This window comes from Streptomyces sp. HPF1205, from assembly GCF_020400825.1.
Classification (GTDB): domain Bacteria; phylum Actinomycetota; class Actinomycetes; order Streptomycetales; family Streptomycetaceae; genus Actinacidiphila.
In genome coordinates, this window is sequence record NZ_JAINVH010000001.1 from 516,966 (window position 1) to 538,585 (window position 21,620).

At 73.6% G+C, this 21,620-nt stretch carries 15 protein-coding genes, 3 tRNA genes and 1 pseudogene; 9 read left to right on the forward strand and 10 right to left on the reverse strand.

All coding sequences use genetic code 11. The features are described 5' to 3' along the window. Window positions 1-243: 243 nt before the first annotated feature. Complete coding sequence (locus K7G61_RS02170; RefSeq protein WP_225844770.1) at window positions 244-1,689, reverse strand: FGGY family carbohydrate kinase; 1,446 nt, start codon at window positions 1,687-1,689, stop codon at window positions 244-246. Between the two features lie 49 nt (window positions 1,690-1,738). Further along, a complete protein-coding gene (locus K7G61_RS02175; RefSeq protein ID WP_225844771.1) occupies window positions 1,739-2,035 on the reverse strand; it encodes a YtxH domain-containing protein in 297 nt (98 codons plus the stop codon). A 201-nt stretch (window positions 2,036-2,236) separates the two neighbouring features. Here K7G61_RS02175 and K7G61_RS02180 point away from each other — a divergent pair. From K7G61_RS02180 to K7G61_RS02190, 3 genes are all read left to right on the forward strand, one after another. Further along, a tRNA-Asn gene (locus K7G61_RS02180) sits at window positions 2,237-2,309 on the forward strand. Window positions 2,310-2,314: 5 nt separating this feature from the next. Further along, window positions 2,315-2,387 (forward strand) — tRNA-Asn (locus tag K7G61_RS02185). A gap of 209 nt (window positions 2,388-2,596) precedes the next feature. Further along, window positions 2,597-2,673 (forward strand) — tRNA-Ile (locus K7G61_RS02190). A gap of 84 nt (window positions 2,674-2,757) precedes the next feature. Here K7G61_RS02190 and K7G61_RS02195 read toward each other — a convergent pair. Then, window positions 2,758-2,910: pseudogene (locus K7G61_RS02195) on the reverse strand (IS5/IS1182 family transposase); the annotation flags it as partial. A 629-nt stretch (window positions 2,911-3,539) separates the two neighbouring features. On the opposite strand from K7G61_RS02195, the gene K7G61_RS02200 reads away from it, so the two are divergent. Beyond that, entirely contained in the window at window positions 3,540-4,697 is a 1,158-nt protein-coding gene (locus K7G61_RS02200; RefSeq protein ID WP_225844773.1) for a glycoside hydrolase family 11 protein, read from the forward strand. A gap of 117 nt (window positions 4,698-4,814) precedes the next feature. Here the strand turns inward: K7G61_RS02200 and K7G61_RS02205 are convergent, their stop codons facing one another. Next, the gene (locus K7G61_RS02205; RefSeq protein ID WP_225844775.1) at window positions 4,815-5,480 is read right to left on the reverse strand and encodes a class I SAM-dependent methyltransferase; all 666 of its coding nucleotides are present in this window, start codon (window positions 5,478-5,480) and stop codon (window positions 4,815-4,817) included. Between the two features lie 74 nt (window positions 5,481-5,554). Here K7G61_RS02205 and K7G61_RS02210 point away from each other — a divergent pair, with 74 nt between their 5' ends. Continuing rightward, a complete protein-coding gene (locus K7G61_RS02210; RefSeq protein WP_225844776.1) occupies window positions 5,555-6,511 on the forward strand; it encodes an AraC family transcriptional regulator in 957 nt (318 codons plus the stop codon). Between the two features lie 93 nt (window positions 6,512-6,604). Here the strand turns inward: K7G61_RS02210 and K7G61_RS02215 are convergent, their stop codons facing one another. Next, on the reverse strand, window positions 6,605-7,450 hold the full coding sequence (locus tag K7G61_RS02215) for a hypothetical protein (protein WP_225844777.1): 846 nt from the start codon (window positions 7,448-7,450) through the stop codon (window positions 6,605-6,607). Between the two features lie 181 nt (window positions 7,451-7,631). Between K7G61_RS02215 and K7G61_RS02220 the strand changes: the two genes are divergently transcribed. Beyond that, window positions 7,632-8,576: a C45 family autoproteolytic acyltransferase/hydolase gene (locus K7G61_RS02220; protein WP_225844778.1), complete on the forward strand. Its 945-nt coding sequence runs from the start codon at window positions 7,632-7,634 to the stop codon at window positions 8,574-8,576. Between the two features lie 34 nt (window positions 8,577-8,610). Here K7G61_RS02220 and K7G61_RS02225 read toward each other — a convergent pair whose 3' ends face one another. Together K7G61_RS02225 and K7G61_RS02230 are read right to left on the reverse strand one after the other, a co-directional pair. After that, the gene (locus tag K7G61_RS02225) at window positions 8,611-8,796 is read right to left on the reverse strand and encodes a hypothetical protein (RefSeq protein WP_225844785.1); all 186 of its coding nucleotides are present in this window, start codon (window positions 8,794-8,796) and stop codon (window positions 8,611-8,613) included. Between the two features lie 228 nt (window positions 8,797-9,024). After that, a complete protein-coding gene (locus tag K7G61_RS02230) occupies window positions 9,025-10,215 on the reverse strand; it encodes a DUF3103 family protein (RefSeq protein WP_225844787.1) in 1,191 nt (396 codons plus the stop codon). Between the two features lie 390 nt (window positions 10,216-10,605). On the opposite strand from K7G61_RS02230, the gene K7G61_RS02235 reads away from it, so the two are divergent. Further along, window positions 10,606-10,962, forward strand: a complete 357-nt coding sequence (locus K7G61_RS02235; RefSeq protein ID WP_225844788.1) for a trypco2 family protein — start codon at window positions 10,606-10,608, stop codon at window positions 10,960-10,962. A 95-nt stretch (window positions 10,963-11,057) separates the two neighbouring features. Next, window positions 11,058-14,387, forward strand: coding sequence for a tetratricopeptide repeat protein (locus K7G61_RS02240; protein WP_308190568.1), 3,330 nt, complete (start codon window positions 11,058-11,060; stop codon window positions 14,385-14,387). A gap of 62 nt (window positions 14,388-14,449) precedes the next feature. Here K7G61_RS02240 and K7G61_RS36820 read toward each other — a convergent pair whose 3' ends face one another. The 3 genes from K7G61_RS36820 to K7G61_RS02260 form a co-directional block, all read right to left on the reverse strand. After that, a complete protein-coding gene (locus K7G61_RS36820; RefSeq protein WP_308190569.1) occupies window positions 14,450-16,261 on the reverse strand; it encodes an ABC transporter ATP-binding protein in 1,812 nt (603 codons plus the stop codon). Further along, window positions 16,258-18,105: an ABC transporter ATP-binding protein gene (locus K7G61_RS36825; RefSeq protein WP_225844789.1), complete on the reverse strand. Its 1,848-nt coding sequence runs from the start codon at window positions 18,103-18,105 to the stop codon at window positions 16,258-16,260. The genes K7G61_RS36820 and K7G61_RS36825 overlap by 4 nt, the downstream gene beginning before the upstream one ends. Before the next feature lie 245 nt (window positions 18,106-18,350). After that, window positions 18,351-19,370: a LacI family DNA-binding transcriptional regulator gene (locus tag K7G61_RS02260; RefSeq protein WP_225844790.1), complete on the reverse strand. Its 1,020-nt coding sequence runs from the start codon at window positions 19,368-19,370 to the stop codon at window positions 18,351-18,353. 266 nt (window positions 19,371-19,636) lie between these two features. On the opposite strand from K7G61_RS02260, the gene K7G61_RS02265 reads away from it, so the two are divergent. Further along, entirely contained in the window at window positions 19,637-21,577 is a 1,941-nt protein-coding gene (locus tag K7G61_RS02265; RefSeq protein WP_225844791.1) for a glycoside hydrolase family 127 protein, read from the forward strand. Window positions 21,578-21,620: the final 43 nt, after the last annotated feature.

The window sequence follows — 21,620 nt, forward strand, 5'->3', positions numbered from 1 at the left end:
GCGGGCGCGGGGCGGCCCGCGCCCGTCCCGAAAGGACGCGCTGCGGGCGCTGCGGGTTGAGCCGTGAACGGCACGAATCCCGCGGGCTTCCCGGGAGACCCGCTCCGGGGGCGCTCCCGGGGCACGACGGGACTCGCAGACCGTTCGTGATACCTCAACGATATATCGGAACAGTATGGAGAGCAACGGACGGACAACAGAGGGATACAAAGCTATCTTCCGACGAGTCGCCGCCGCACACGGTTAAAGGGCGGAAAAGGCCCCGGGATGGGTGTGCTCCCGTACCGCCCGGTACTGCTGCCGCACCGCCGACCCCACGGCCGCCTCGTCGCCCGGGTCCAGCAGTCCGGCCGCGGGCTGCGACCACCGCGGCGGCTCGCTCTGCGACTGCGTGCCCAGCACCGCGCCCAGCGACCAGGCGGCCTGCCGGGCGGCGCCCAGCGCCGCGTACTCGGCCGCGGGCGGTACGACCACCAGGGTGCCGAACAGGGCCGGCGCGATCGCCTGGACGGCGGGCAGCTCGGCCGCCGCGCCCAGCAGGAACACCCGGTGCACCGGGACACCCTTGTTGCGCAGCACGTCCAGCGCGTCCGTGAGCGCGCACAGCATGCCCTCGAAGGCGGCCCTGGCGAGGTGCTCCGGCTTCATCGACTCCCGGCGCAGCCCGGCGAGGGTGCCCGCGGTGTGCGGAAGGTCCGGGGTCCGCTCGCCCTCCAGGTAGGGCAGCAGCACCAGCCCGTACGCGCCCGGGGTCGAGCGCAGCGCCAGCTCCGACAGGCCCGCCAGGTCGGTGCCGAGCAGTTCGGCGGTGCCGCGCAGGGTACGTACCGCGTTGCGCACCTGGACCTGCGGCAGATGGCGGCCGGTGGCGTCGGCGTACGCGGTGACCGTACCCGTGGGGTCCTTCACCGCCTCGTGGTGCACCGCGAAGACGGTGCCGCCCGCGCCCAGGGAGATCACCGCGTCGCCCGGACCGAGGCCCAGGCCCAGCGCGGCGGCCATGGTCTCGCCGGTACCGGCCGAGATCAGCAGGCCCTCCGGGGTCTGGCCGGCCGGTTCGGCGGGGGCGAGCACGTCGGGCAGCCGCACCGCGTGCCCCAGCGCCCGCTCCACCAGGTCGGTCCGGTACTCGCCGGTGGCCGCCGACCAGTAGCCCGTGCAGGAGGCGTCGCCGCGGTCGGTGGTACGGCGGGCGGGCTGGCCGAGCAACTGCCACACCAGCCAGTCGTGGGGAAGGAGTACGTGGGCCACGCGCTTGGCGGCGGCCGGTTCGTGCTGGGCCAGCCAGCGCAGTTTGGACACCGGGTGCGCGGCCTGCGGCAGGGTGCCGACGGCTTCGGCCCAGCCGGCCGGCCCGCCCAGCTCCTCCAGCAGGTCGGCGGCCTGCACCTGGGCCCGCTTGTCGCCGCGGAGCAGGGCCGGGCGCACGGTGACCCCGCCGGCGTCCAGCGCGAGCAGCCCGTGCTGCTGGCCGGAGATACCGATGGCCTGCACGCCCTCCAGCACCCCGCCCTTGGCGGCCTCACCGAGCGACAGCAGCCACGCCTGCGGGTCCAGCTCGGAGGGGTGCTCCCCCTCGCCGAGCGGATGCGGGGCGTGCCCCTGCTTGAGCACGGCCCCGCTGTCGCTGTCGCACACCACGATCGTGGTGCCGGTGGTCGAACTGTCTATGCCCGCGACTTTCCCCATGGGGCCGATGATGCCCTACGGGGAGGGGGCGGGGCATGGCGAACGGGGGTCACGTGTTCGACGTGCCCCAGTCGTCCTCCGGCGCGCTTCCGTTGCGCAGCGCCCGCACCTTCTCGGCCAGCGGGCCGGGCAGGTGGTCGCCCACCTTGGCGGACACGGTCTCGGCGGCCTTGACGGCGGACTTGCGGCCCTGCAGCACGGCCGCCTCCGCCGTATTGCGTACCGCGGGGTTCTGGGCGAGCTTCTGCGCCTGGGCGCGCAACTGCTCGTACCGCTCCCGCCCGGCGCGCGCGCCGAGCACGTAACCGACCACGGCACCCACGATGAACGTCAGCCGGTAGCGCATGGCTCCACCCTTCACTCGTACCTAGCGGGCTGTTCGGCGCCTACCCTGCCCACCCCGGCGGCAACCCCGTCGGCAAGCCCGTCGGCAACCCGGCGGAAGCGGTTGGCGGAGCACCCCCCCACTTGCGCTAATGTATGTGTCGCACCGATCGCGCGCCCCCCGGGATGACCCCGGTGGGTGCATTCGGCGCACACAGGGCGATCCTCCGTAGCTCAATTGGCAGAGCAGCCGGCTGTTAACCGGCAGGTTACTGGTTCGAGTCCAGTCGGGGGAGCTCGGTCCTCCGTAGCTCAATTGGCAGAGCAGCCGGCTGTTAACCGGCAGGTTACTGGTTCGAGTCCAGTCGGGGGAGCGCGACCATCACAGTGGATCAGGACCCTCCGGGGTCCTTTTTCACGCCCGCCGCCGCCCGCCGCCGCCCTTCACCGCCCCCTCGCGGCGCGCCGCGGCAGCCCCGACGGGCTCCGGCGAGTCCACTCCACGACCTGTCTGTGACCCGCGAGGGCGACAGATCGTATGAGCGGCTATGCTGCGGCAGACGGCGCGCACGGCGCACCGTACGGGGCGGTAGCTCAGCCGGTTAGAGCAGCGGACTCATAATCCGTCGGTCGTGGGTTCGAGTCCCACCCGCCCCACCACGCGGGTCACCGGGGGCGCCCCGGTTGACCTGGGTGATCTTGGCGCCGGTGAATTCGGCGAAGGGGAAGATCTTTGCCTTCACCGAACCGCTTGCGGGCGGCAGTGCGGATCGCTGTGGTGAGGTCGGGGGCGAGGGCTGCCAGGACCTCGCCTGCCTCCCCGATGTATCGGTAGACGGTGGCGATCCCGACGCTGTACCCGGCGGCGAGCTGGGCGTAGGTGTGGCCGCACCGCAGCAGCCGCTCCGGGACGCCTTCCCGAAGATGCGCGAAGGCACCCGCCGGGTCGTGCTTGCGGCCGTCGACGAGCAACGCGCCACCGCGGCGGACGTCCACCAGGCTCTCGCCGCACTCCTCGACATGCCGACGGCCTTCGGATCCGGCATCAGGACGATCTCGCTCATGGCGGCATCGTGCGGCAGCCCGCGCCGGGCCCGGTGCTCGTACGCGGTCCTCGTACGGCCGGGCGGCGGCCGGAACCGATTGCCGAAAGTTTCGACATTGCTGTCCCCGATACCTTGCGCCAGACAGGCGACACCCGATCGAAACCGTTCGCCCCATTCCATCCTCTCCGCCGTGAACTGGATGAACCTGCCTCCCCAAGCTCGCCACACCGGACCGACCCTTTCGAAATGATTGCCGAAACCGTTGACACTCCACGCGCTCGAATCAACACTGTCGGCATCGACAGGCCGCAACCGCTGTCGGTACGGGCCGCCACAAGCGGCCCGGTCCTCTGGCCGCCGGGCGCCACGACGACCGGCCAGTCCGGCTGCGCCGTACGATCCGCCGCGCCTCCTCGCGTACGGGCCGTGCGGGCACCCGCCCGGCCCCCCCACGCCAGTCTTCGGAGGAGGAATCAGTACATGAACCACGCGCTCGCACATCCCGACCACCGCAGACGGGGCCGCGTCCAACTCCTGCTCAGCGGCGTCTGCGCCGTGGTGCTGGCCGCCCTGGCCGCGCTGCTCCTGCCCGGCACCGCCAGCGCCGACACGGTCGTCACCTCGAACAGCACCGGCACCAACAACGGCTACTTCTACTCCTTCTGGAGCCAGAACAGCGGTCAGGCGTCCATGACCCTGAAAGCCGGTGGCGAGTACAGCACCCAGTGGAACAACGTGAACAACTTCGTGGCCGGCAAGGGCTGGAACCCGGGCACGACGGCGCCCGTGACCTACTCGGGCACCTGGAACTGCAACGGCAACTGCTACCTGTCGCTCTACGGCTGGACCACGAACCCGCTCATCGAGTACTACATCGTCGACAACTACGGCAACTACAACCCGAGTTCCGGCGCCACCAAGCTGGGCTCGGTCAGCAGCGACGGCAGCACGTACGACCTGTACCGGACCCAGCGCGTCAACGAGCCGTCGATCATCGGCACCGCGACGTTCTACCAATACTGGGCGATCCGCGAGGCGAAGCGCACCGGCGGCACCATCACCGTGGCCAACTTCTTCAACGCGTGGGCGCGGGCGGGCCTGAACCTCGGCACTCCGAACTACGAGATCCTGGCCACTGAGGGCTACGGGTCCTCCGGCAACTCCGACATCACCGTCGGCTCGACCGGGGGCACGACCGGTGGAACCACGGGCGGGACTACCGGTGGAACCACGGGCGGCACCACGGGCGGCACCACCGGAGGCACGACCGGCGGCACGACCGGCGGGACCACCGGAGGCACGACCGGCGGCACCGGCTCCGCGGCCTGCACGGTGACCTTCACCCCGCAGAGCTGGAACGGCGGCTTCACCGCCAACGTGACGGTCGCGAACACCGGTTCCAGCGCCATCAACGGCTGGAAGGTCGGCTTCACGCTTCCCTCCGGCGAGGCGGTCACGAACGCCTGGAACGCCACCATCAGTCCGTCCTCGGGCTCGGTGACCGCCACGAACGTGTCCTACAACGCCCAGATCCCAGCGGGCGGAAGCCAGTCCTTCGGCTTCCAGGGCACGGATTCCGGCTCCTTCACTCCGCCCACGGCCTTCACCCTCAACGGCGCGGCCTGCACCACGGGCTGATCCCCGCCTGCCCGGGCGCACCCGCGCCCGGGCACACCGGGCCCGGCGGCACCGGCAAGGAACACCGCCCGACTCGCCGGCCGCGTGCGGCGGGCGGTGGGTGGTACTCGGCCGGCCTCACGCGGGCCGCACGGCACGGTAGAAGGCGACGCGGCCCATGACGCGGTGCCGGTGGGTGGCCACCTCGTCGCACGCGAAACCGGCGGCGGCCAGCAGGCGCGGCAGATCGTCGTCCCCGGCCCGGTGGCCGGACCTCGACATGCGCCGGGCCATGAGGCCGTGCACCCCGTGCAGGTCCCCGGTCATGTCGAGCACGTACAGGCTGCCGCCCGGCCGCAGTACGCGCAGCGCCTCCGCGAGGGACGCGGCCTTCCCGTCGTCGTCGAGGTGGTGCAGCATCAACGACGACAGCACCCGGTCGAAGGCGGCGTCGTCGAAGGGAAGCCGCTGCGCGTAGCCCTGCTCGAAACGGATTCCGGTCAGCCCGCCGGTCTTCCGCCGCGCGCGGGCGAGGGCCAGGGGATCGGGGTCGAGGCCGACGACCCGCACGCCGGGGTGGGCCTGTTTGGCGCGCAGGCACAGGGTGCCGGTGCCGCAGCCGATCTCGAGTGCCACCTGCCCGTCGGCGAGTTCCGCCCGGTCGATCAGGGCGCGGTGGAGCTTCGGCACGCCGAGGGCGGAGCTGAGGATGTCGTAGAACGGCAGGAAGGCGTCCCGGCCGGCGGCGGGCAGGTAGTCGTGGCGGTGACCGTCGGCGTGCTTGATAGGAGGATGTTTCGTCATACCAGCCATGCTGGCGCCCATCTCCGGACTGTGGTTGACCGATCCTCGGCAGAAATAGGATTATCTTCGCCCGTATGACCCAGTCGGCCAAACAGGAGCGCTACCGAGCGGGAGTACCTGTCTACGGCTACCGGACCGATCCGCAGACACCGCCGGTCAGCGTGCTGCGGCTGGGCGAGCACGTCCATCCGGTCCCCGGACAGCGCCACATCCACGACTTCCCGGTGCTGCTGTACATCGAGCAGGCCGTGGCGGCAGCGGCGGCCGGGCCCGGTCTCCCGGTCCGGGACGGCGACGCGTACGTGCTGGCCCCCGGCCAGGTGGTGGACCCCGCCGTCGTCGCCCCGATCGGTGAGGGGTACGCGGTCTTCTTCGACCCGGTCGCCCTGGGCGGCGACGACCGGGCGCCGTGGCCGTCCTGGCGGACCCACCCGCTGTTGTCGCCGTTCCTGCACGACGTGCCGGGCGGGGTGCTGCGCCTGCGCGTCCCGCCGGCGCGGCGGCCGGTGTGGGCGGCCACGATGCGGGAGATCGGACAGGAGCTGGCCGAGCGGCAGGAGGGACACCGGCAAGCCGCGCTGGCGCATCTGACGCTGCTGCTCGTCGATGTCGGCCGGCTGGCCGTCGACGTGGTGGACGACCTGCACCGCAGCAGTGAGCCCCTGCTGGCCGAGGTGTTCGACGTGATCGAGCGGCGCTTCGCCGAACCGCTGTCGCTGCGCGAGGTGGCCGCGAGCGTCGGAATGAGCCCGGGCCACTTGACCACGGTGGTACGGCGGCGCACCGGCCGCACGGTGGTGGACTGGATCACCGAACGCCGCATGGTCCACGCCCGGAGCCTGCTCGCGGGAACGGACCTGCCGGTGGCCGAGATCGCGCGCCGCGTCGGCATGCCCGACCCCGGCTACTTCGCGCGGATCTTCCGGCGCGCCAACGGGGTTTCCGCCCGTGTCTGGCGCCGGGAGTCCGCCCGGGACACACCCCGTCCGGCGGCGAAGAGCACCGGTCCGCGCACTCGACGCACACCCTGACGCCCGGGGTTCGAGTCCCACCCGCCCCACCGCGCGGGTCACCGGGGGTGCCCCGGCTGTCCGTCGCCTTCGGCGGCGCCGGCCCGGCGGACATCAGTCGGTCGTCGTCGCCGTGTTCGTCGCCGGCTTCCTGCTCGTGTCGATGGTGTCGGACGCCGGCGGGGTCGGGATGGTCCGGGCGCCGCCGAAGCTTTTGAAGTCGAAGGTGTTCCGCTGCTCGCCGTCGTCCCAGACGTACCGCACCGGATAGCCGTCCTGGCCGACCCACACGTCCGCCTGCGCGGTGGCGGGCACGTGCTTCAGCGCGACGATGGCGGGGTCGGCCGCGACGGTCGCGTGATAGTGGGTCGTCGGCTTGCCGTCCACCGTCTCCCGCCCGACCAGGGCGACCCTGCCCGCGGCTGCGGGCGCCCTCAGCGCGTCGATCGGGTTCCGGGCGCCCGCCTTGTTCATCGCGTCGGTGAGAGCGCTGCCGCCGACAGCCGTCTCCGAGTAGCGCAGCCAGTGCCGTCCCTTGAACGCTCCGCTCCTCACCGGGTCGATCGACAGGTATTCGCTGTCGCCCTTCATGATCATCTCCATGCGGCCGGTGCGGTTCACGTTCTGCATGCCGAAGTCGGCCGGAGAGGCGGTGACGTCGAGGCCCAGGCCGCTGCTCCCCCAGACATGCCAGCCCGACAGGGTGACCGTCCGGCTGCCCCGGCGCTCGCTCTCCACCATCCAACCGGAGCTCTTGGTGTCCATCCGGGCCACCACCGCGGCGACCGCTTTCGACGCCGCGCTGTCGGCGTCCTTCGCCGCGCCCGCCGCCTTCGTGGTCGCGGTCGCAGGGGACTTGGCGCCGTGCTCCGTCCGCGCGTGGTGCATGCCGCAGCCCGCTGCGGCCAGCAGTACTGCCAGAACGGCAGCGCGTCCGGCGGCCGTCGACGTCCTCATCATGTGTCCCACCCCTGATAACGCGCCGTGTCCGCGCGGAAGGCCCACTGTAAACGGCGAGCGTTCCGGCCGGGGTTCCGGGCGGTCGGCCATTCGGCGGCCGGCGTGGTGAATTCCCCGCGGAATTTACTAGGTTGGCCTCTCTCGTCCGATTCCCACGGTTTCCCACAGGGGAGTTGCAGCCATGCGGCAAGAGCAGATGACCTTCCAGGCGATCGAGGTCGGTGACGGCGGCGACGGGCGGTGGGCCGCCCACGCCCTGACGCTGTGGGAGGAGATGGAGGGCCTGCTGACCGAGGAGGGCCGGACCGCGCAGGGCGCGGACCGCGTTCGGACGCTGTTCCGTACGCACATGCCGGAACTGGTCCCGGTACTGGACCGCCTGGCCGACCGGCTCGACCGGCCCGCGGCGGAAGTCCTCCTCACCCACGCGGCATTGCGGCCGTTCGCCCAGTCCTGCACCCAGATCGGCCGGAACGGCACCCTGCTGCGCAACTACGACCTGCTGCCCGAGCAGTGCGAGGGGACCATCGTCTCCTCCTGCTTCCTGCGCCCCGTGATCGGGACGCAGGACGTGCTGTGGGGCTTGCTGGACGGGATGAACGACGCCGGGCTCGCGGTCTCGCTCACCTGGGGCGGGCGTTCCGTCCACGGACGCGGCTTCGCGATTCTCATCGTGGTGCGCTACCTGCTGGAGACGTGCGACACCGTCGACGAGGCGCTCGGCAGGCTGCGCTCCCTGCCCATCGCCGTCCCCCAGAACCTCACCCTCGTCGATCCCACCAAGGCGCTGACGGTGTACGTCGGGCCCGACATCGCCCCGATGGTGGCGCCGGACGCCTGCGCCGCCAATCACCAGCACCTGCCGGTGACCGACGAGCAGGAGCGGGCCCTGCGGACGCAGGAGCGGCTGCGCGCCATACGCGCCGCCGGTACGGACGTGGCGGCGATGCTGAAGCCGCCGCTGTACCGGTCCGTCGACGAGGAAGGGGTGAGAACGCTCTACACGGCCCACTACCGGCCCGTCGAGGGCCGCGTGACCTACTACTGGCCCGGTGAGTCCTGGGAGCAGTCCTTCGGCGGCTTCACGCCCGGATCCCGCACCGTGACCTGGGGCCGAACCGGCTGAGCCCGCGCCGGCCGAGCCCGTGGCGGGGGCCCGTTCAGCGGCGCCAGCGGCGTCTGGTCGAGGCGGACCAGCCGTGGCCGAAGCCCGCCAGGTGAAGGGCGACGAAGAAGGCTCCGGCGATCAGCAGGCTGAAGGGTGTGAACGCCGCGTCCGTGGACGTGCTCGTGACGTTGATGAGGTAGGCGATGGCGAGGATGACGGCGCCCACGGCTGCCAGCATGTGAAGTCTCCTTTGCGGTGGCCCGGTCGGCGTCGGCGGACGCCGGTCGCTCCGGTGAGGCGTCGGTCGCCCCGTACGCTCCGTTGCCCCCGAACGGCCGTTTGAAGCCTGCGTTCCCGGCCACGGGCCCGACCCGGAAGCGGTCGGCCCCGGTGGCCCTCTGTACGAGGGGCCACCGGGGCCTTGGCGGCTCGCCGCGGGACGGGTGACGACCGGGTGGGCCGGAGGTCACAGACCGGCGACCCAGTAGGGCTCGATGGTCATCCAGCCGTTGCCGCGGGCGCCGTGGATGGTGCCCGACTCCTGCTCGGTGATGGTGTACCAGGAGTCGACGTAGTCGTCGTCGTTGGTGTACCAGGCCGAGGGGATGGCGTTGAGGATGGCGTCCACCAGGGGCTGGTAGGCGCCGTTGTCGGTGATGTAGAGCAGCGCGTCGGCGATGGCGATGGCCAGGGACTGGTAGTTCTGGCCCGAGTCGGACTCCATCATCACCAGGTCGGCCGCGTCGTACTTGTAGTTGGACCAGTTGATGACGAGCTGGTTCGGGTAGTAGGTGTGGTGGTCGTTGTCCAGGTACGGCATGTCGACCGAGTCGACGCGGACCTTCCCGTCCCAGCCGAAGCCGCTGACGAGCGAGTAGATCTCGGCGTCGCCTTCGATCCACGGTTCCTCGTCGTCGGTCAGGTAGACCGCGTCCAGCTTGGTGGCCCAGTAGCCGGAGGTGGCGGCGGCGGCCCGGTCGGTGGCCGCGCTCTTGGGCGCGGCCGAGGTTCCGGCGTCGAGGCCGGCCGCCTGAAGGGTGCGGTTGATGACCGACATGCCCGCCGCGGCGGCCTTCGTACCGTCGATGTCGATCACGTACACGGCCTGCTTCGGCGCGGTACGCGCGTCGAGGGTGTGGGTGCGTCCCTGGGCGTCGTAGGCGGTGGCCGTCGAGGCCTTGCCGCCGGTGACGGCCGCCGCCACCAGGGGGACCGTGCCGGGCCGCAGCCCGGCGGCCATCGCCTGGGTGCCGAGGCGCAGGCGGAGCAGGGAGCCGACGTCCTTGCCGAGCCCCTTGGCCGCGGCGATGCGCTGGTCGGCCGCGCTCACCTGGGCTTCCAGTGCCCGGCCGGCCGGCGTGGTGGAGGCCGCCGTCAGCGCGCTCAGGTCGACGTCGTGGCCGCTCAGCGCGGCGGAGCGCACCTGGGCGCGCCAGACGGGGTCGGCCAGCGACGCGGCGAGGGAGCGGGCGGTCCGCGCCTCGGCCCGGCTGACGGTGGAGGAGGCGGAGGCGGCGGAGGAGGCAGGAGCCGCGGCGGCCGGGGCGGCCTCCGGCCGCGCGACGGCCGACGGCGACGCCAGGCCCTGCAGTGCCGCGACGGTGGCCGCGCATGCCACGAGCGACAGGGCACCGCGCCACGTGATCGATCTGTTCAAGGGTCCTCCCGGAGGCGTGCTGCGTCATCCGCCCCGCGCGGGGCGGATGGTGGTGGGGTGCGCGTTCAGGACGGAAACCAACCCGAGCGGATCTATGCGGGTAGAGCTTGAAGGTAGAACATGTTCATGTCACAAACAAGGCCGTGTGCGCGCATTGCCGCGCGCTTGGCCGGATGGACGCGGACGAACGGCTCAAGGGCGTCGGACGTGCGCGCGGAGGTGAACGGGCGGGGACCCCGGCCGCCCGTTTCGCCTGTGCCGGCGGCTCCGGCGCTCTACGGTGGTGTCGGCGCGGTACGGCGAGTACGGCGCGGTACGCGAGTACGGCCGATATGACGGCGTACGCCGGCGGACCGTGGGCGAAGGCGTGAGGCGGAGGGGCGGGGCTCGGTGGACATTCCCTTGGTGGAGGCGGTCGCGGCGGTGCGCGACGAGCTGATCGCGGCGGCGGGGGCGGGCGGCGACCACCCCGGCCTGGTCTTCGCGGTCGGGCCCGTGCAGATGGACTTCGAGGTGGAGATCCGTGCCGACGCGAAGGCCAAGGCGGGCTTCCGGCTCTGGGCCGTCGGCGCGGAGGCCGAGGCGGGGGTCTCCCGCGGCCGCACCCACCGCGTGTCGTTCACGCTCACCCCGCGCAAGGCCACCGGCGGCGACCTGCTGGTCAGCAGCGGCAGCGGCAGCGGCAGCGACAGCGGTACGGACGGGCAGGCGGGCCTCGTGGGCACAGCGGACCGCATCCCGGACTGAGCCGGGCGCGACGGACCGACCCAGTCCGGGATGCGGCCCGCCGCGCATTCGGCCGGCCGAACGACCGTCAGGGGGGACAGGTGCACCGTCGGCGAGTGGTGGCCGTGGAGGGACCGGGCGAGCGGGGCTCGGGATACGTGATCGGGCCGCGGCTGGTGCTGACGTCGGCGCATGTCGTCCCGAGCGCCGAACGGATCGAGGTGTTCCGGCCGGGCGACGAGGTCATGTGCCGGGCCACCGTGGTCTGGCGCGGCACGCCGGGCGGCCGGGACGACGCGGCCCTGCTGTCCGTCACCGACCCGGCCTGGGTGCCGCCGGAGGACGCCGGGCCGGGCTGGGGGCGGCTGGTGACCGACCGGCCGGGCACACCCTGCCACCTCGCCGGGTCGCCCGACGTCGTCCAGCGTCCCGGCCGCCCCCGCGAGCTCTGGCAGGCGACCGGCACCCTGAACCCCTTGAGCGGCAGGGCCGGCAACCGGCACGTCGTCACCGTGCACGAGGTCCCCGCCCCCACCGCCGACGGCACCTCGCCCTGGAGCGGCCTGTCCGGGGCCGCGGTCTTCAGCGACGGCCTGCTCGTCGGGGTGGTCGCCGCCGATCTCGACGGCTTCGGGCACGCCGGCCTCGGCGTCGTACCCGCCTACGTCCTGCACCACGATCCGGCCTTCCGGGCGGCGTTGGCCGAGCACGGCGCGGGGCGGGACGGTGGGGAGGCGCTGGAGCCGGTGGAGTGGCGGCAGTTGGCCGACACCGGCGACACCCGCCCCACGGCGGGCGGCCTCCTGGCGTCCCCCGCCGTGCTGCTGCGGGCCCGGCGCGCGGTGGTGCCGTTCCGGGGCCGGGAGGACCTGCTCAGCCGCATGCGCGCCTGGTGCGGCGAACCGGGCTTCGGCGCCTGGCTGGTCCACGGCCCGGCAGGACAGGGCAAGACCCGCCTGGCCCATCAGCTGGCCACCGAACTCGGACAGGGCACCCCCCGGTGGGCCACGCTGTGGCTGCGCCCCGACGCCCCCGCCGCGGACCTGGCCGTACTGGCGTCGGCCGCCGTTCCCACGCTCGTAGTGGTCGACTACGCCGAGACGCGCCCGCGCCAACTGTCCGCCCTGCTGCGGGCACTGGGCAGGAACGAGGGCGCGGTCCAGGTCAAGCTGGTGCTGCTGGCCCGGACCGCCGAGGACTGGTGGGACGACATCCGCGCCGACTCCTTCGAGGCCGAGGAACTGCTCGACGGGGCCCCGGTGACCGCGCTGAAGCCGCTGGAACCCGAGGCCGGCGACCGGGAGGCGGCCTACCGCGCGGCGGCGGACGGCTTCGCCGCGGGGCTACGGCGGGTACGGGGCTGGCAGGACCACCCCTGGCCGGCGCTGGCCGCGAACCTGCCCGTGCCGGCGCTGGGCGGGCCCGCCCTGGCGAGCGCCCTCACCCTGCACATGACGGCCCTGGCGGACCTCCTCGACGCGGCCACCGGCACGGACCGCGTCGGCACGGACCCCGGCGATCCGGCGCCCGATGACCCCGCCGAACGCCGTACCCCCGACGGCCCCGGCTCCGACGGCCCAGGCTCCGGCGGCCCAGGCCCCGGCCCCGGCGGTCGCCCTGGCCCCGACGACCCTGCCCCCGGCGGCGAGACCCCTCCCGCCGACCCGGACGCGCAGGCCGCCCGCGCCGCCGGCACCGAGACGGTCGAGGACCGGCTGCTGGTCCACGAGCGCCGGTACTGGACGGCCGTGGCGGCCGCCCACCACCTGCACCCGCAGCTCACCATGAACACCCTCGCCGACGCCCTGGCCGCCGCGTTCCTGTGCGGGGCGGACGACACGGACGAGGCGGACGCGCTCCTGGCGAGGGTGCCGGACCTGTCCGACCAGCCCCGCGACCGGCGGGGCGCCGTGCGCGCCTGGATCCGCGCCCTGTACCCGCCGGACGACGCCCGCGTGTGGGACGGCCTCCAGCCCGACCGGCTCGCCGAGCGCTTCATCGGCCGCCACCTGCACCGCCGTCCGCGCCTGCCGGAGAGCCTGCTGCCCGGGACCGGCCCGGCCCAGGCCGTCCGGCTGCTCACCGTCCTCACCCGGGCCGCCGCCCAGCCCGACCTGCGCGACCGGCTCGGCCCCGATCTGACCGCGCTGTGCGCCGCGCACCCCGGCCGGCTGGCCGCGGCGGCCGTCGAGGTCGCCACCCGAACGGAGAACCCGAAACCGCTGGTCGAGGCCCTGCGCCGGATCAGCGACGACCCGGCCACCCCCGGCTCGCTCCTGCAGGACCTGGCGGACCGTCTGCCGCACAGCAGCCACAACCTCGCCGATGTCGCCGCCCAGCTCCTGCTGCGCCTGGTGCGCCACCACCGCGGCCGCGCCGGCGGCCCCACCCGGTCGGCCGCCTACGCGCGCGCCCTGAACGGCGCCTCGTACCGCCTCGGGGCGCTGCGCCGGTACGAGGAGGGACTTGAGGCCAGCCGGGAGGCCGTCGCCATCTGGCGCGAACTGTGCGAGGTCCACTCGCCGGAGGCGTACGAGGACCGGACTCACGAGGACCGGGCGTACGAGGACCGGGCTCACGAGGACCGGGCTCACGAGGACCGGGCGTACGAGGACCGGGCGTACGAGGACGCAGCGCACGAGGACCGGGCGCACCTGGGGGAGAGCGTCAACGCGCTGAGCCTGCGCCTGGCCGCGCTGGGACAGCACGAGGAGGCGCTGACCGCCATCCGCGAAGCCGTGGCGATCCGCCGCCGACTGGCCGCAGAACGCCCCGACCTCTACGAGGACGATCTCGCCAAGAGCCTGAACAACCTCGCGCTGCGGCTCGGGGAGTTCGACCGGACGGAGGAGGCGCTGGACGCGGTGCGCGAGGCGGTGGCCATCCGCCGCCGGCTGGTCGCCCGCAGGCCGGAGCAATACCTGCAGGCACTTTCCGCCAACCTGGGCAATCTGTCGACCCGTCTGGTGGCCGAGGGCCGCGACGAGGAGGCGCTGGCCGCCGTGGAGGAGGCCGTGGAGATCCGCCGCCGCCTCGCCGAGAGCGTGCCGGACGCCGCTCTGCCCGCCCTGGCCTTCAGCCTCAACAACCTGGCCGTGCGGCTGGGGACGATGGACCGCCGTGAGGAGGCCCTCGCGGCGATCACCGAGGCGGTGGCGATCCGGCGCCGCCTGGCCGCCGTCCGGCCCGTCGTCCACGAACCCCACCTCGCCACCTCCCTGAGCAACCTCGCGTCCCGGCTCTCGGCCGTGGGCCGCCACGAGGAGGCGGTGGCGGCCGTCGGCGAGGCCGTCCTCATCCGGCGCCGGCTGGCCGCCCACCAGCCCGCGATGTTCACCCGCGCCCTGGCCAAGGCCCTGCGCAAGCAGGCGCGTCACCTGGCCGCGCTCGGCCGCGACGAGGAAGCGAGGGCGGCGGTGGCCGAGGAGGCCGGGCTCGGGCGGTGAGACGGGCGTCGCCACCGGCGGGACCCGGGAAGCCCCGCTGTATCCGGGGGCCGTACCTCGTCTCAGCCGGCCCCGGACGCCGTGGAGTAGGCGTCGGCCTGGATCGCGTACAGGTCGGCATACCGGCCGCCGAGGCGGACGAGCTCCTCGTGGGTGCCCGCCTCGGCCAGCCGGCCGCGGTCCAGGACCAGGATCAGGTCGGCGCCGGTGACCGTGGAGAAGCGGTGCGAGACGATCAGGGTGACCGCGCCGGTACGGGCGGCCAGTTCCCGGGCCCGCAGCATGTAGCGGGAGAAGATGGCGTCCTCGCTGGGCGCGTCCAGGGAGGCGGTCGGCTCGTCGAGGACGAACAGCAGCGGATCGCGTCGCATGGAGGCGCGGGCGAGGGCGGTCTTCTGCCACTGGCCCTCGGAGAGGTCCACACCGTCGAACTCCCGGCCCAGCTGGCTGTCCAGCCCGTCGGGCAGCCGGGCCACCAGCGACTCGGCGTCGGCGGCGCGCACCGCCTCGGCGACGCGTTCGCGGTCCTCGGCATGGGCGAGGTCGCCGAGCCCCACCGCCTCGGCGAAGGTGGTGTGCAGGCGGCCGAAGTCCTGGAAGGCGGCGCTGGACCGGGAGCGCCATTGCCCGGTGTCCAGTTCGGCGAGGTCGGCGCCGTCCACCGTGATGCGGCCCGCGTCCGGGCGGTAGAACTTGGCCAGCAGCTTGACCAGGGTCGTCTTGCCCGATCCGTACTCCCCGACGATCGCGACCACCGAGCCGGCGGGCAGCGTGACGTCGACCCCGTCCAGGGCGAGCCGGTCCGTGCCGGGGTAGGTGTAGCTGACGTTCTCGAAGACGATGCCCTCGCGCAGCACCTCCGGTGTCCTCCCGCCGGCCGTGCCCCGGACCCGGGCGCGGTCCGCCGCGACCCAGTCGCGCAGCCACAGGTAGGGCTCGATGAGCCGGCTCGCGCCCGCCGTGTCGGTGGCGCGCAGGACCGCGAAGTGCACGGACTCGCGCAGGTTGTTGGCCACCGTGACGGTGAGCACGATGTCGCCGACGGTGCCGTGGCCGTGCGCCGCCCGGTGGGTCACCAGCGCCAGTCCGGCGACGAAGCCCGCGGTGAACAGGCCCCACCCCGACAGCTTCCACACGGCGGCGCCGATCCGGGCCCTGGCACGGCCGCGCATCGCCTCGTCCCACGCCTCCCGCTGGCGCCGGGCCAGTTCGGGTCCGGAACCGGCCAAGCGCAACTCCTTGCCCGCCGAGGCGGAGGTCGCCAGCCCGAACAGGTGCCGCTGCAGCCGGAAGGCCTCCGCCGTGGCCGTCTCCGCGTCCTTCACCGCCCGCAGGCCGCGCCGGTCGAACCACAGCGGTACGGCGGCGAAGGCGAGCAGGAACAGCAGCCAGGGGTTCATGGTGCCCAGCAGCACCAGGGCGACGACCACCTCAAGGACGTTGAACACCGCCTCGACCGAGGCCCACAGGCTGTCGGCGATGCCCCAGGCGCTGTTGCGGACGACGGTGACGCGGTCCAGGAAGTCCGTACGCTCCAGGTGGTCCAGGCCCTCGACGCCCGCGATGTCCCGGTAGATCCGCTGCTGGAGGTCGGTCAGCCCGACCGTCTCCACCAGCAGGATCCGCAGGCTCCCCGTCGCACCGCGCAGGTACTGGGTGACGGCGTACGTGAACGCCGCGCCCAGGGCGGCCGCGACGGCCGGGCCCGAGCGGTGGGCCAGGCCCGCGTCGACGGCCTCGCGCAGGCACAGCGCGGAGGCGGCGACGGCGGCCACGGCGGCCGTCCGGACCAGCAGCATGCCGCAGACCAGCCGCGGCTTCCTGCGCCAGGACAGCCGGAAGAGTTCGGCCCACAGGGCGAGGTACCGCCTCACAGGAGCTCCTCCTCGACGCGGTCGTCGAAGCCGGCGGCGAAGCGCTCGGCCTGGATGGCGAACATGGTGGCGTAGGAGCCGCCGAGGGCCATCAGTTCGTCATGGGTGCCGGACTCGGTGATCCGGCCGCCGTCGAGCACCACGATGCGGTCGGCCTGGCGGACCGTGGACAGCCGGTGGGAGATCAGGACGACGCTGCTGCCGCCCCGGTGCGCGGCCAGCCGGGAGAAGACGTCGAACTCGGTGCGCACGTCCAGGTGCGCGGTCGGCTCGTCCAGTACCAGCAACCGGGCGCCGCTGCGCACCGCGTACAGCGCGCGGGCGAGCACCACCTGCTGCCACTGGCCGCCGGACAGGTCCACCCCGCCGGTACGGGAACGGGCCAGCGGGGTGTCCCAGCCCAGCGGCAGCCGGGTCAGCACCTCGTCGAGCCCCGCGTCGCGGGCGGCGGCTTCGGCGCGGGCGAGGTCGGGTGCGGTGCCGTCGCACTGGCCGAGGGTCACGTTGTCGGCGAGGGTGAGGTGGTAGCGGACGAAGTCCTGGAAGACGACGGCGATCCGGCGGCGCCAGGCGGCCGGCCCGATCGCGGCGATGTCGGTGCCGTCGGCGGTGATCCGGCCGGCGGTGGGTTCGTACAGCGAGGAGAGCAGCTTGATCAGGGTCGACTTGCCGGCGCCGTTGAGGCCGACGACGGCCAGCAGTTCCCCGGGGCGGATCTCCAGGTCCAGGCCGTCGAGGACCTTGCGGCCGGTGCCGGGGTAGCCGAACTCCACCCCCTCGAAGCGGACCAGGGGCGCGCCCTCGGGCACGCTCGCGGGAGTTGGGGCGGCGGGGGCGGACGGGGCGGCGGGAGCGCTCAGCTCCCGCTCCAGCCTCCTGGCCGCCCGCAGCGCCGGCAGGGCGCCGACGCGGCTGCGCCAGTCGAGGCCGCCCAGCCCGGTGAACACCGACCAGGCCGCCGCGAACACGGCGGTCTCGACCGCCACCGTCCGCGTACCGTGGGCGGCGTCCAGGGCCACCGGCACATAGGCCGCGGCCAGGCCGAGCACCGTCAGGGCGGTCCTGGCCCACTGCTGGTTGAGGTGGCGCGCGCTCGCCGCCCAGGCGGGGTCGAACATGCCGTGGATGTGGTGCTGCTCGCGCCGCACCGCCCACTCGGCGAAGCCGAAGACCCGCACCTCCTTCGCCTCCGCGGGACCGCTGAGCACCTCCTCCCACATGTGGGCACGCCGTCCGTGCGGGGTTCCGGCCAGCCACAGGCGCATGAAGTCCAGGCCCTGCCGGTACGCGAGGGAGCGGGCGGTGATCGCGGTGAGGAGTACGACGGGGACGAGCCACCAGGCGTAGCGGGCCAGCACCAGGCACGAGGCGGCGATGCCCAGGATCCGGACGAACTCGCCGACCTGCGCCAGCGCGCCCTGGCCCGGGGTGCGTTCGGTCCAGTTGTCCGGGTCGGCGCGGGCCAGCCGGATCTGCTCCTGCACCTGCGGCCGCTCCAGGGCGCCGATGGTGTGGCTGCCCGCCGCGAGCCGGGCGACGCGGGCCCGGTGCGCACCGTCCATCCGGGCCTGGGCGAGGAACCCCAGCGGCTCCACCAGCGCGTCGACGACGTGCCCGGCGAGCAGGACCGCCCCGAAGGCGAGCAGCGGCCCGAGTGCCTCGGCGAACACCTCGCCACCGCTGCCCGCGCCGAGCCGCGAGACCAGCCAGGCCATGGTGACCGCGCCGGCGGCCGGCACCAGGGCCTCCGCCACCCGCAGCAGTACGTAGCCGGTGAGCAGCGGGCCCCCGGCGTCCCGCAGCGGCCGCAGGAGCAAGGATCGGTCGCTTACAGTGAGTCCCACGGTCCCTCCGCCCGGCCGGAAGGCCCCGATGCTCGTGTCGAACACCTTCCGCCGCAACCGGATTTACGCGGCCGCGCCCCGTCCCGGCCACGCACCGCGCCAGGCCCCGCCGACCGTGCCGGACCGGGACCCGCACCGACCCCGCCGGCACCGGCACCCGCATCCGCGCCGGCCGGGCGGCCTCGCGGCCCCCCGGTCGTCAGCGGGCCCGCGGCCAAGCGGTCCGCGGCCCCGTGATCACCCGGTCAGGCCGACTCGCGCAGGACCAGCCCGCACGGGACGGTCTCCACGCCGGTGGTGCCCCGCCCGTCGATGGCGTCCAGCAGTCGCAGGGCGGCTATCCGGCCGATCTCGCCGAGGTTCATGTCGATGGTCGTCAGCGGTGGGCGGGAGGCGAGGGCCATGATGTCCCAGTTGTCGTAGCCGACGACGGCGATGTCGTCGGGGACGCGGTGGCCGTCCTCGCGGAGGGTGTCGGTGACGCCGCGCGCTATCTGGTCGTTGCCGCAGAAGAAGGCGTCGGTGTCGGGCGCCGTCCGCAGCACGCTCCGGGCGGCCCGGCGGCCCCACGCCTCGCTCCAGTCGCCGAAGTGGACGTGGCCGCCGGACAGTTCCAGCCCGTTCTGCCCGAGCAGGTCCTCGGTGAGCCGGGCGCGGTGGCGGGCGGCGGCGTGATGGGCCGGACCGGAGACGTGGGCGATGCGGCGGCGGCCGGAGTTGATCAGGTGCTCCACGGCGAGGCGGGCGCCGCCCTCGTCGTCGGAGGCGACCGACATGTCCCGCGGATCCTCCGAAGGGGTCAGGGCGTAGACGGTCGGGACGTTCTGCAGGCCCTGCAGCGGCGGGCGGGGGTCGGTACGGCGGCCGGTGACGATGATCCCGTCCACCCGGCGGGCCAGGAGGGTCTGGACGTAGTGGCGTTCGCGGATGGCGTCGCCGCGGGTGTCGCACAGCAGGACGGAGATCTTCCCGGCGCCGAGCGCGTCCTCGGCCCCGAGCAGGACGGGGGTGCTGAAGCGGCCGATGCCGTCGGTGGTGATCAGGCCGACCGTCCAGGTGCGTCCGGCCAGAAGCGCGCGAGCGGCCTCGTTGGGCTGGAAGTCCAGGCGCCGCGCCGCTTCCAGCACTCGCTCACGGGTCTCGGGCCGCATGCGGCCGTTGCCCCGCAGGGCCTTGGAAGCGGTGCCCACGCTGACGCCGGCCAGGGTCGCCACGTCGGCGAGCGTCACCCGCCCCAGCGTCGGGCGCCTGTCAGTCTCTGTCACGGACAATCCTTTGCTCACCTACAGGTTGCCCCCATCCTGCCAGCATGCCGCTCGTATCCCAAGTGTTACGGGAAAATGGATTCTGGGGTCTGCGCGAGTCTTGACGCACGCGGGAGCGCGCTCCTAGCTTTCGGGGGAAGAAAAACCGTTTCCCAATTTTTCCGAAGCTGCGGCGGCCCGCCGACGGTCCTGTCACCCGCGTCGCCGCGGCAGGCCCGCATGACGGGTGACCCGCCCCTCGCTCACCGTACTTCCCAGGGAGTCCCATGTCCCACAGCAATCCGTCACCGCACGTCCCGGCCGGCCCCGTCCGGCCGGGCCCCGGGGCTCGGACCGTGCTGCGCCCCGCCGTCACGGCGGACATCCGGGGCGGCTTCTGGCGCGACCGCCGCGAGGTCAATGCCCGGGTGGGGATTCCGCAGGGCCCCGAGCTGCTGGAGTCCGCGGGGAACCTGCACGACCTGCGGCTGGCGGCGGGGAAGGCCGAGGGGGAGTTCCGGGGCGACTACCCGTTCATGGACTCCGACGTCCACAAGTGGCTGGAAGCGGCGTCCTGGCAGCTCGGCCACGCCCACGACCCGGCCCTGGCCGCGGACGTGGAGCGGATCACCGCGCTGGTGGCCGCCGCGCAGCAGCCGGACGGCTACCTCAACACGTGGTTCCAGGCGGGGAAGGGCGCCGGCCGCTACACGGATCTGCGCTGGGGCCACGAGCTGTACTGCGCGGGCCACCTGATCCAGGCGGCCGTCGCGCACCACCGGTCCACGGGCGACAAGGCGCTGCTGGAGGTGGCGGTGCGGTTCGCCGACCAGATCGACGCCACCTTCGGCCCGGACAAGCCGATCGACGGTTTCGACGGTCACCCGGAGGTGGAGACGGCCCTGGTCGAGCTCTACCGGGAGACCGGGGAGCGGCGCTACCTGGACCTGGCGGCGTACTTCGTGGACCGTCACGGCCACGGGCTGCTGGGCGGCGAGGCGTACTGCCAGGACCGGGTGCCGCTGCGCGAGCAGGAGAACGTGGAGGGACACGCGGTGCGGCAGCTGTACCTGCTGGCCGCGGCGGCCGACCTGGCGGCCGAGACGGGCGACGGCGAGCTGCTGGCGGCGTGCGAGCGGCTGTGGACGGCGATGGTGGCGACCAAGACCCACGTCACCGGCGGCCTCGGCGCCCACCACGACGAGGAGGACTTCGGCGACCCGTTCGAGCTGCCCAACGAGCGGGCGTACTGCGAGACCTGCGCGGCCGTCGCCTCCGTCCACTTCGGCTGGCGGATGGCGCTGCTGACCGGCCGGGCCCGCTACAGCGACCTGATCGAGCGCACCCTGTTCAACGGCTTCCTGGCCGGCGTCTCGCTGGACGGCGAGCGGTGGCTCTACGTCAACCCGCTCCAGGTCCGCGACGGCCACACCGACACCGGCGGCGACCAGTCCGCGCGCCGCACCCGCTGGTTCCGCTGCGCCTGCTGCCCGCCCAACGTCATGCGCCTGCTGGCGAGCCTGGAGCACTACGTCGCCTCCACCGACGCCGGCGGCCTGCAGCTGCACCAGTACGCCACCGGCCGCTACGGCGGGCTGCTCGGCGACGCCCCGGCCGCCGTGCGCGTCGAGACGGACTTCCCCTGGTCGGGCACCGTCCGCGTCACCGTGGAGGAGGGGCCGGCGGACCGGCCGTGGACGCTGTCCCTGCGCGTCCCGCAGTGGTGCGCCGGCCACCGGGTGTCCGTGGCCGGCCAGGACGTGCCCGCTGCCGCGGACGACGGCTGGCTGCGGCTGGAGCGCGCGTGGACGGCCGGCGAGGAGGTGGTGCTGGAGCTGGACATGGCGCCGCGCCTGGTCGAGGCCGACCCCCGGGTGGACGCGGTCCGCGGCTGCGTCGCGATCGAGCGCGGCCCGCTCGTCTACTGCCTGGAAGGCGTGGACAACCCCGGCGGCCTGGACGACGTCGTCCTCGACCCCACCGGTCCGCTCACCGAGGAAGAACACCCCGAGCTTCTCGGCGGCGTCACGACCGTGACGGCCGCCGGGTACCGGCGCACCCTGCCGAACGACGGCTGGTGGCCCTACCGCACCACCGCCGGGCCCGCCCACACCGACGCCCGGTCCACCCCGCGGCACGACGCCGGTCCGGCCCTGACCGCCGTCCCCTACTACTCCTGGGCCAACCGCGAGGACGGAGCGATGCGGGTATGGGTCCCCACCAGCTAGGCCACAACCCGCCGCACCCCGCCGCCGCAACCTCCCGACCCGT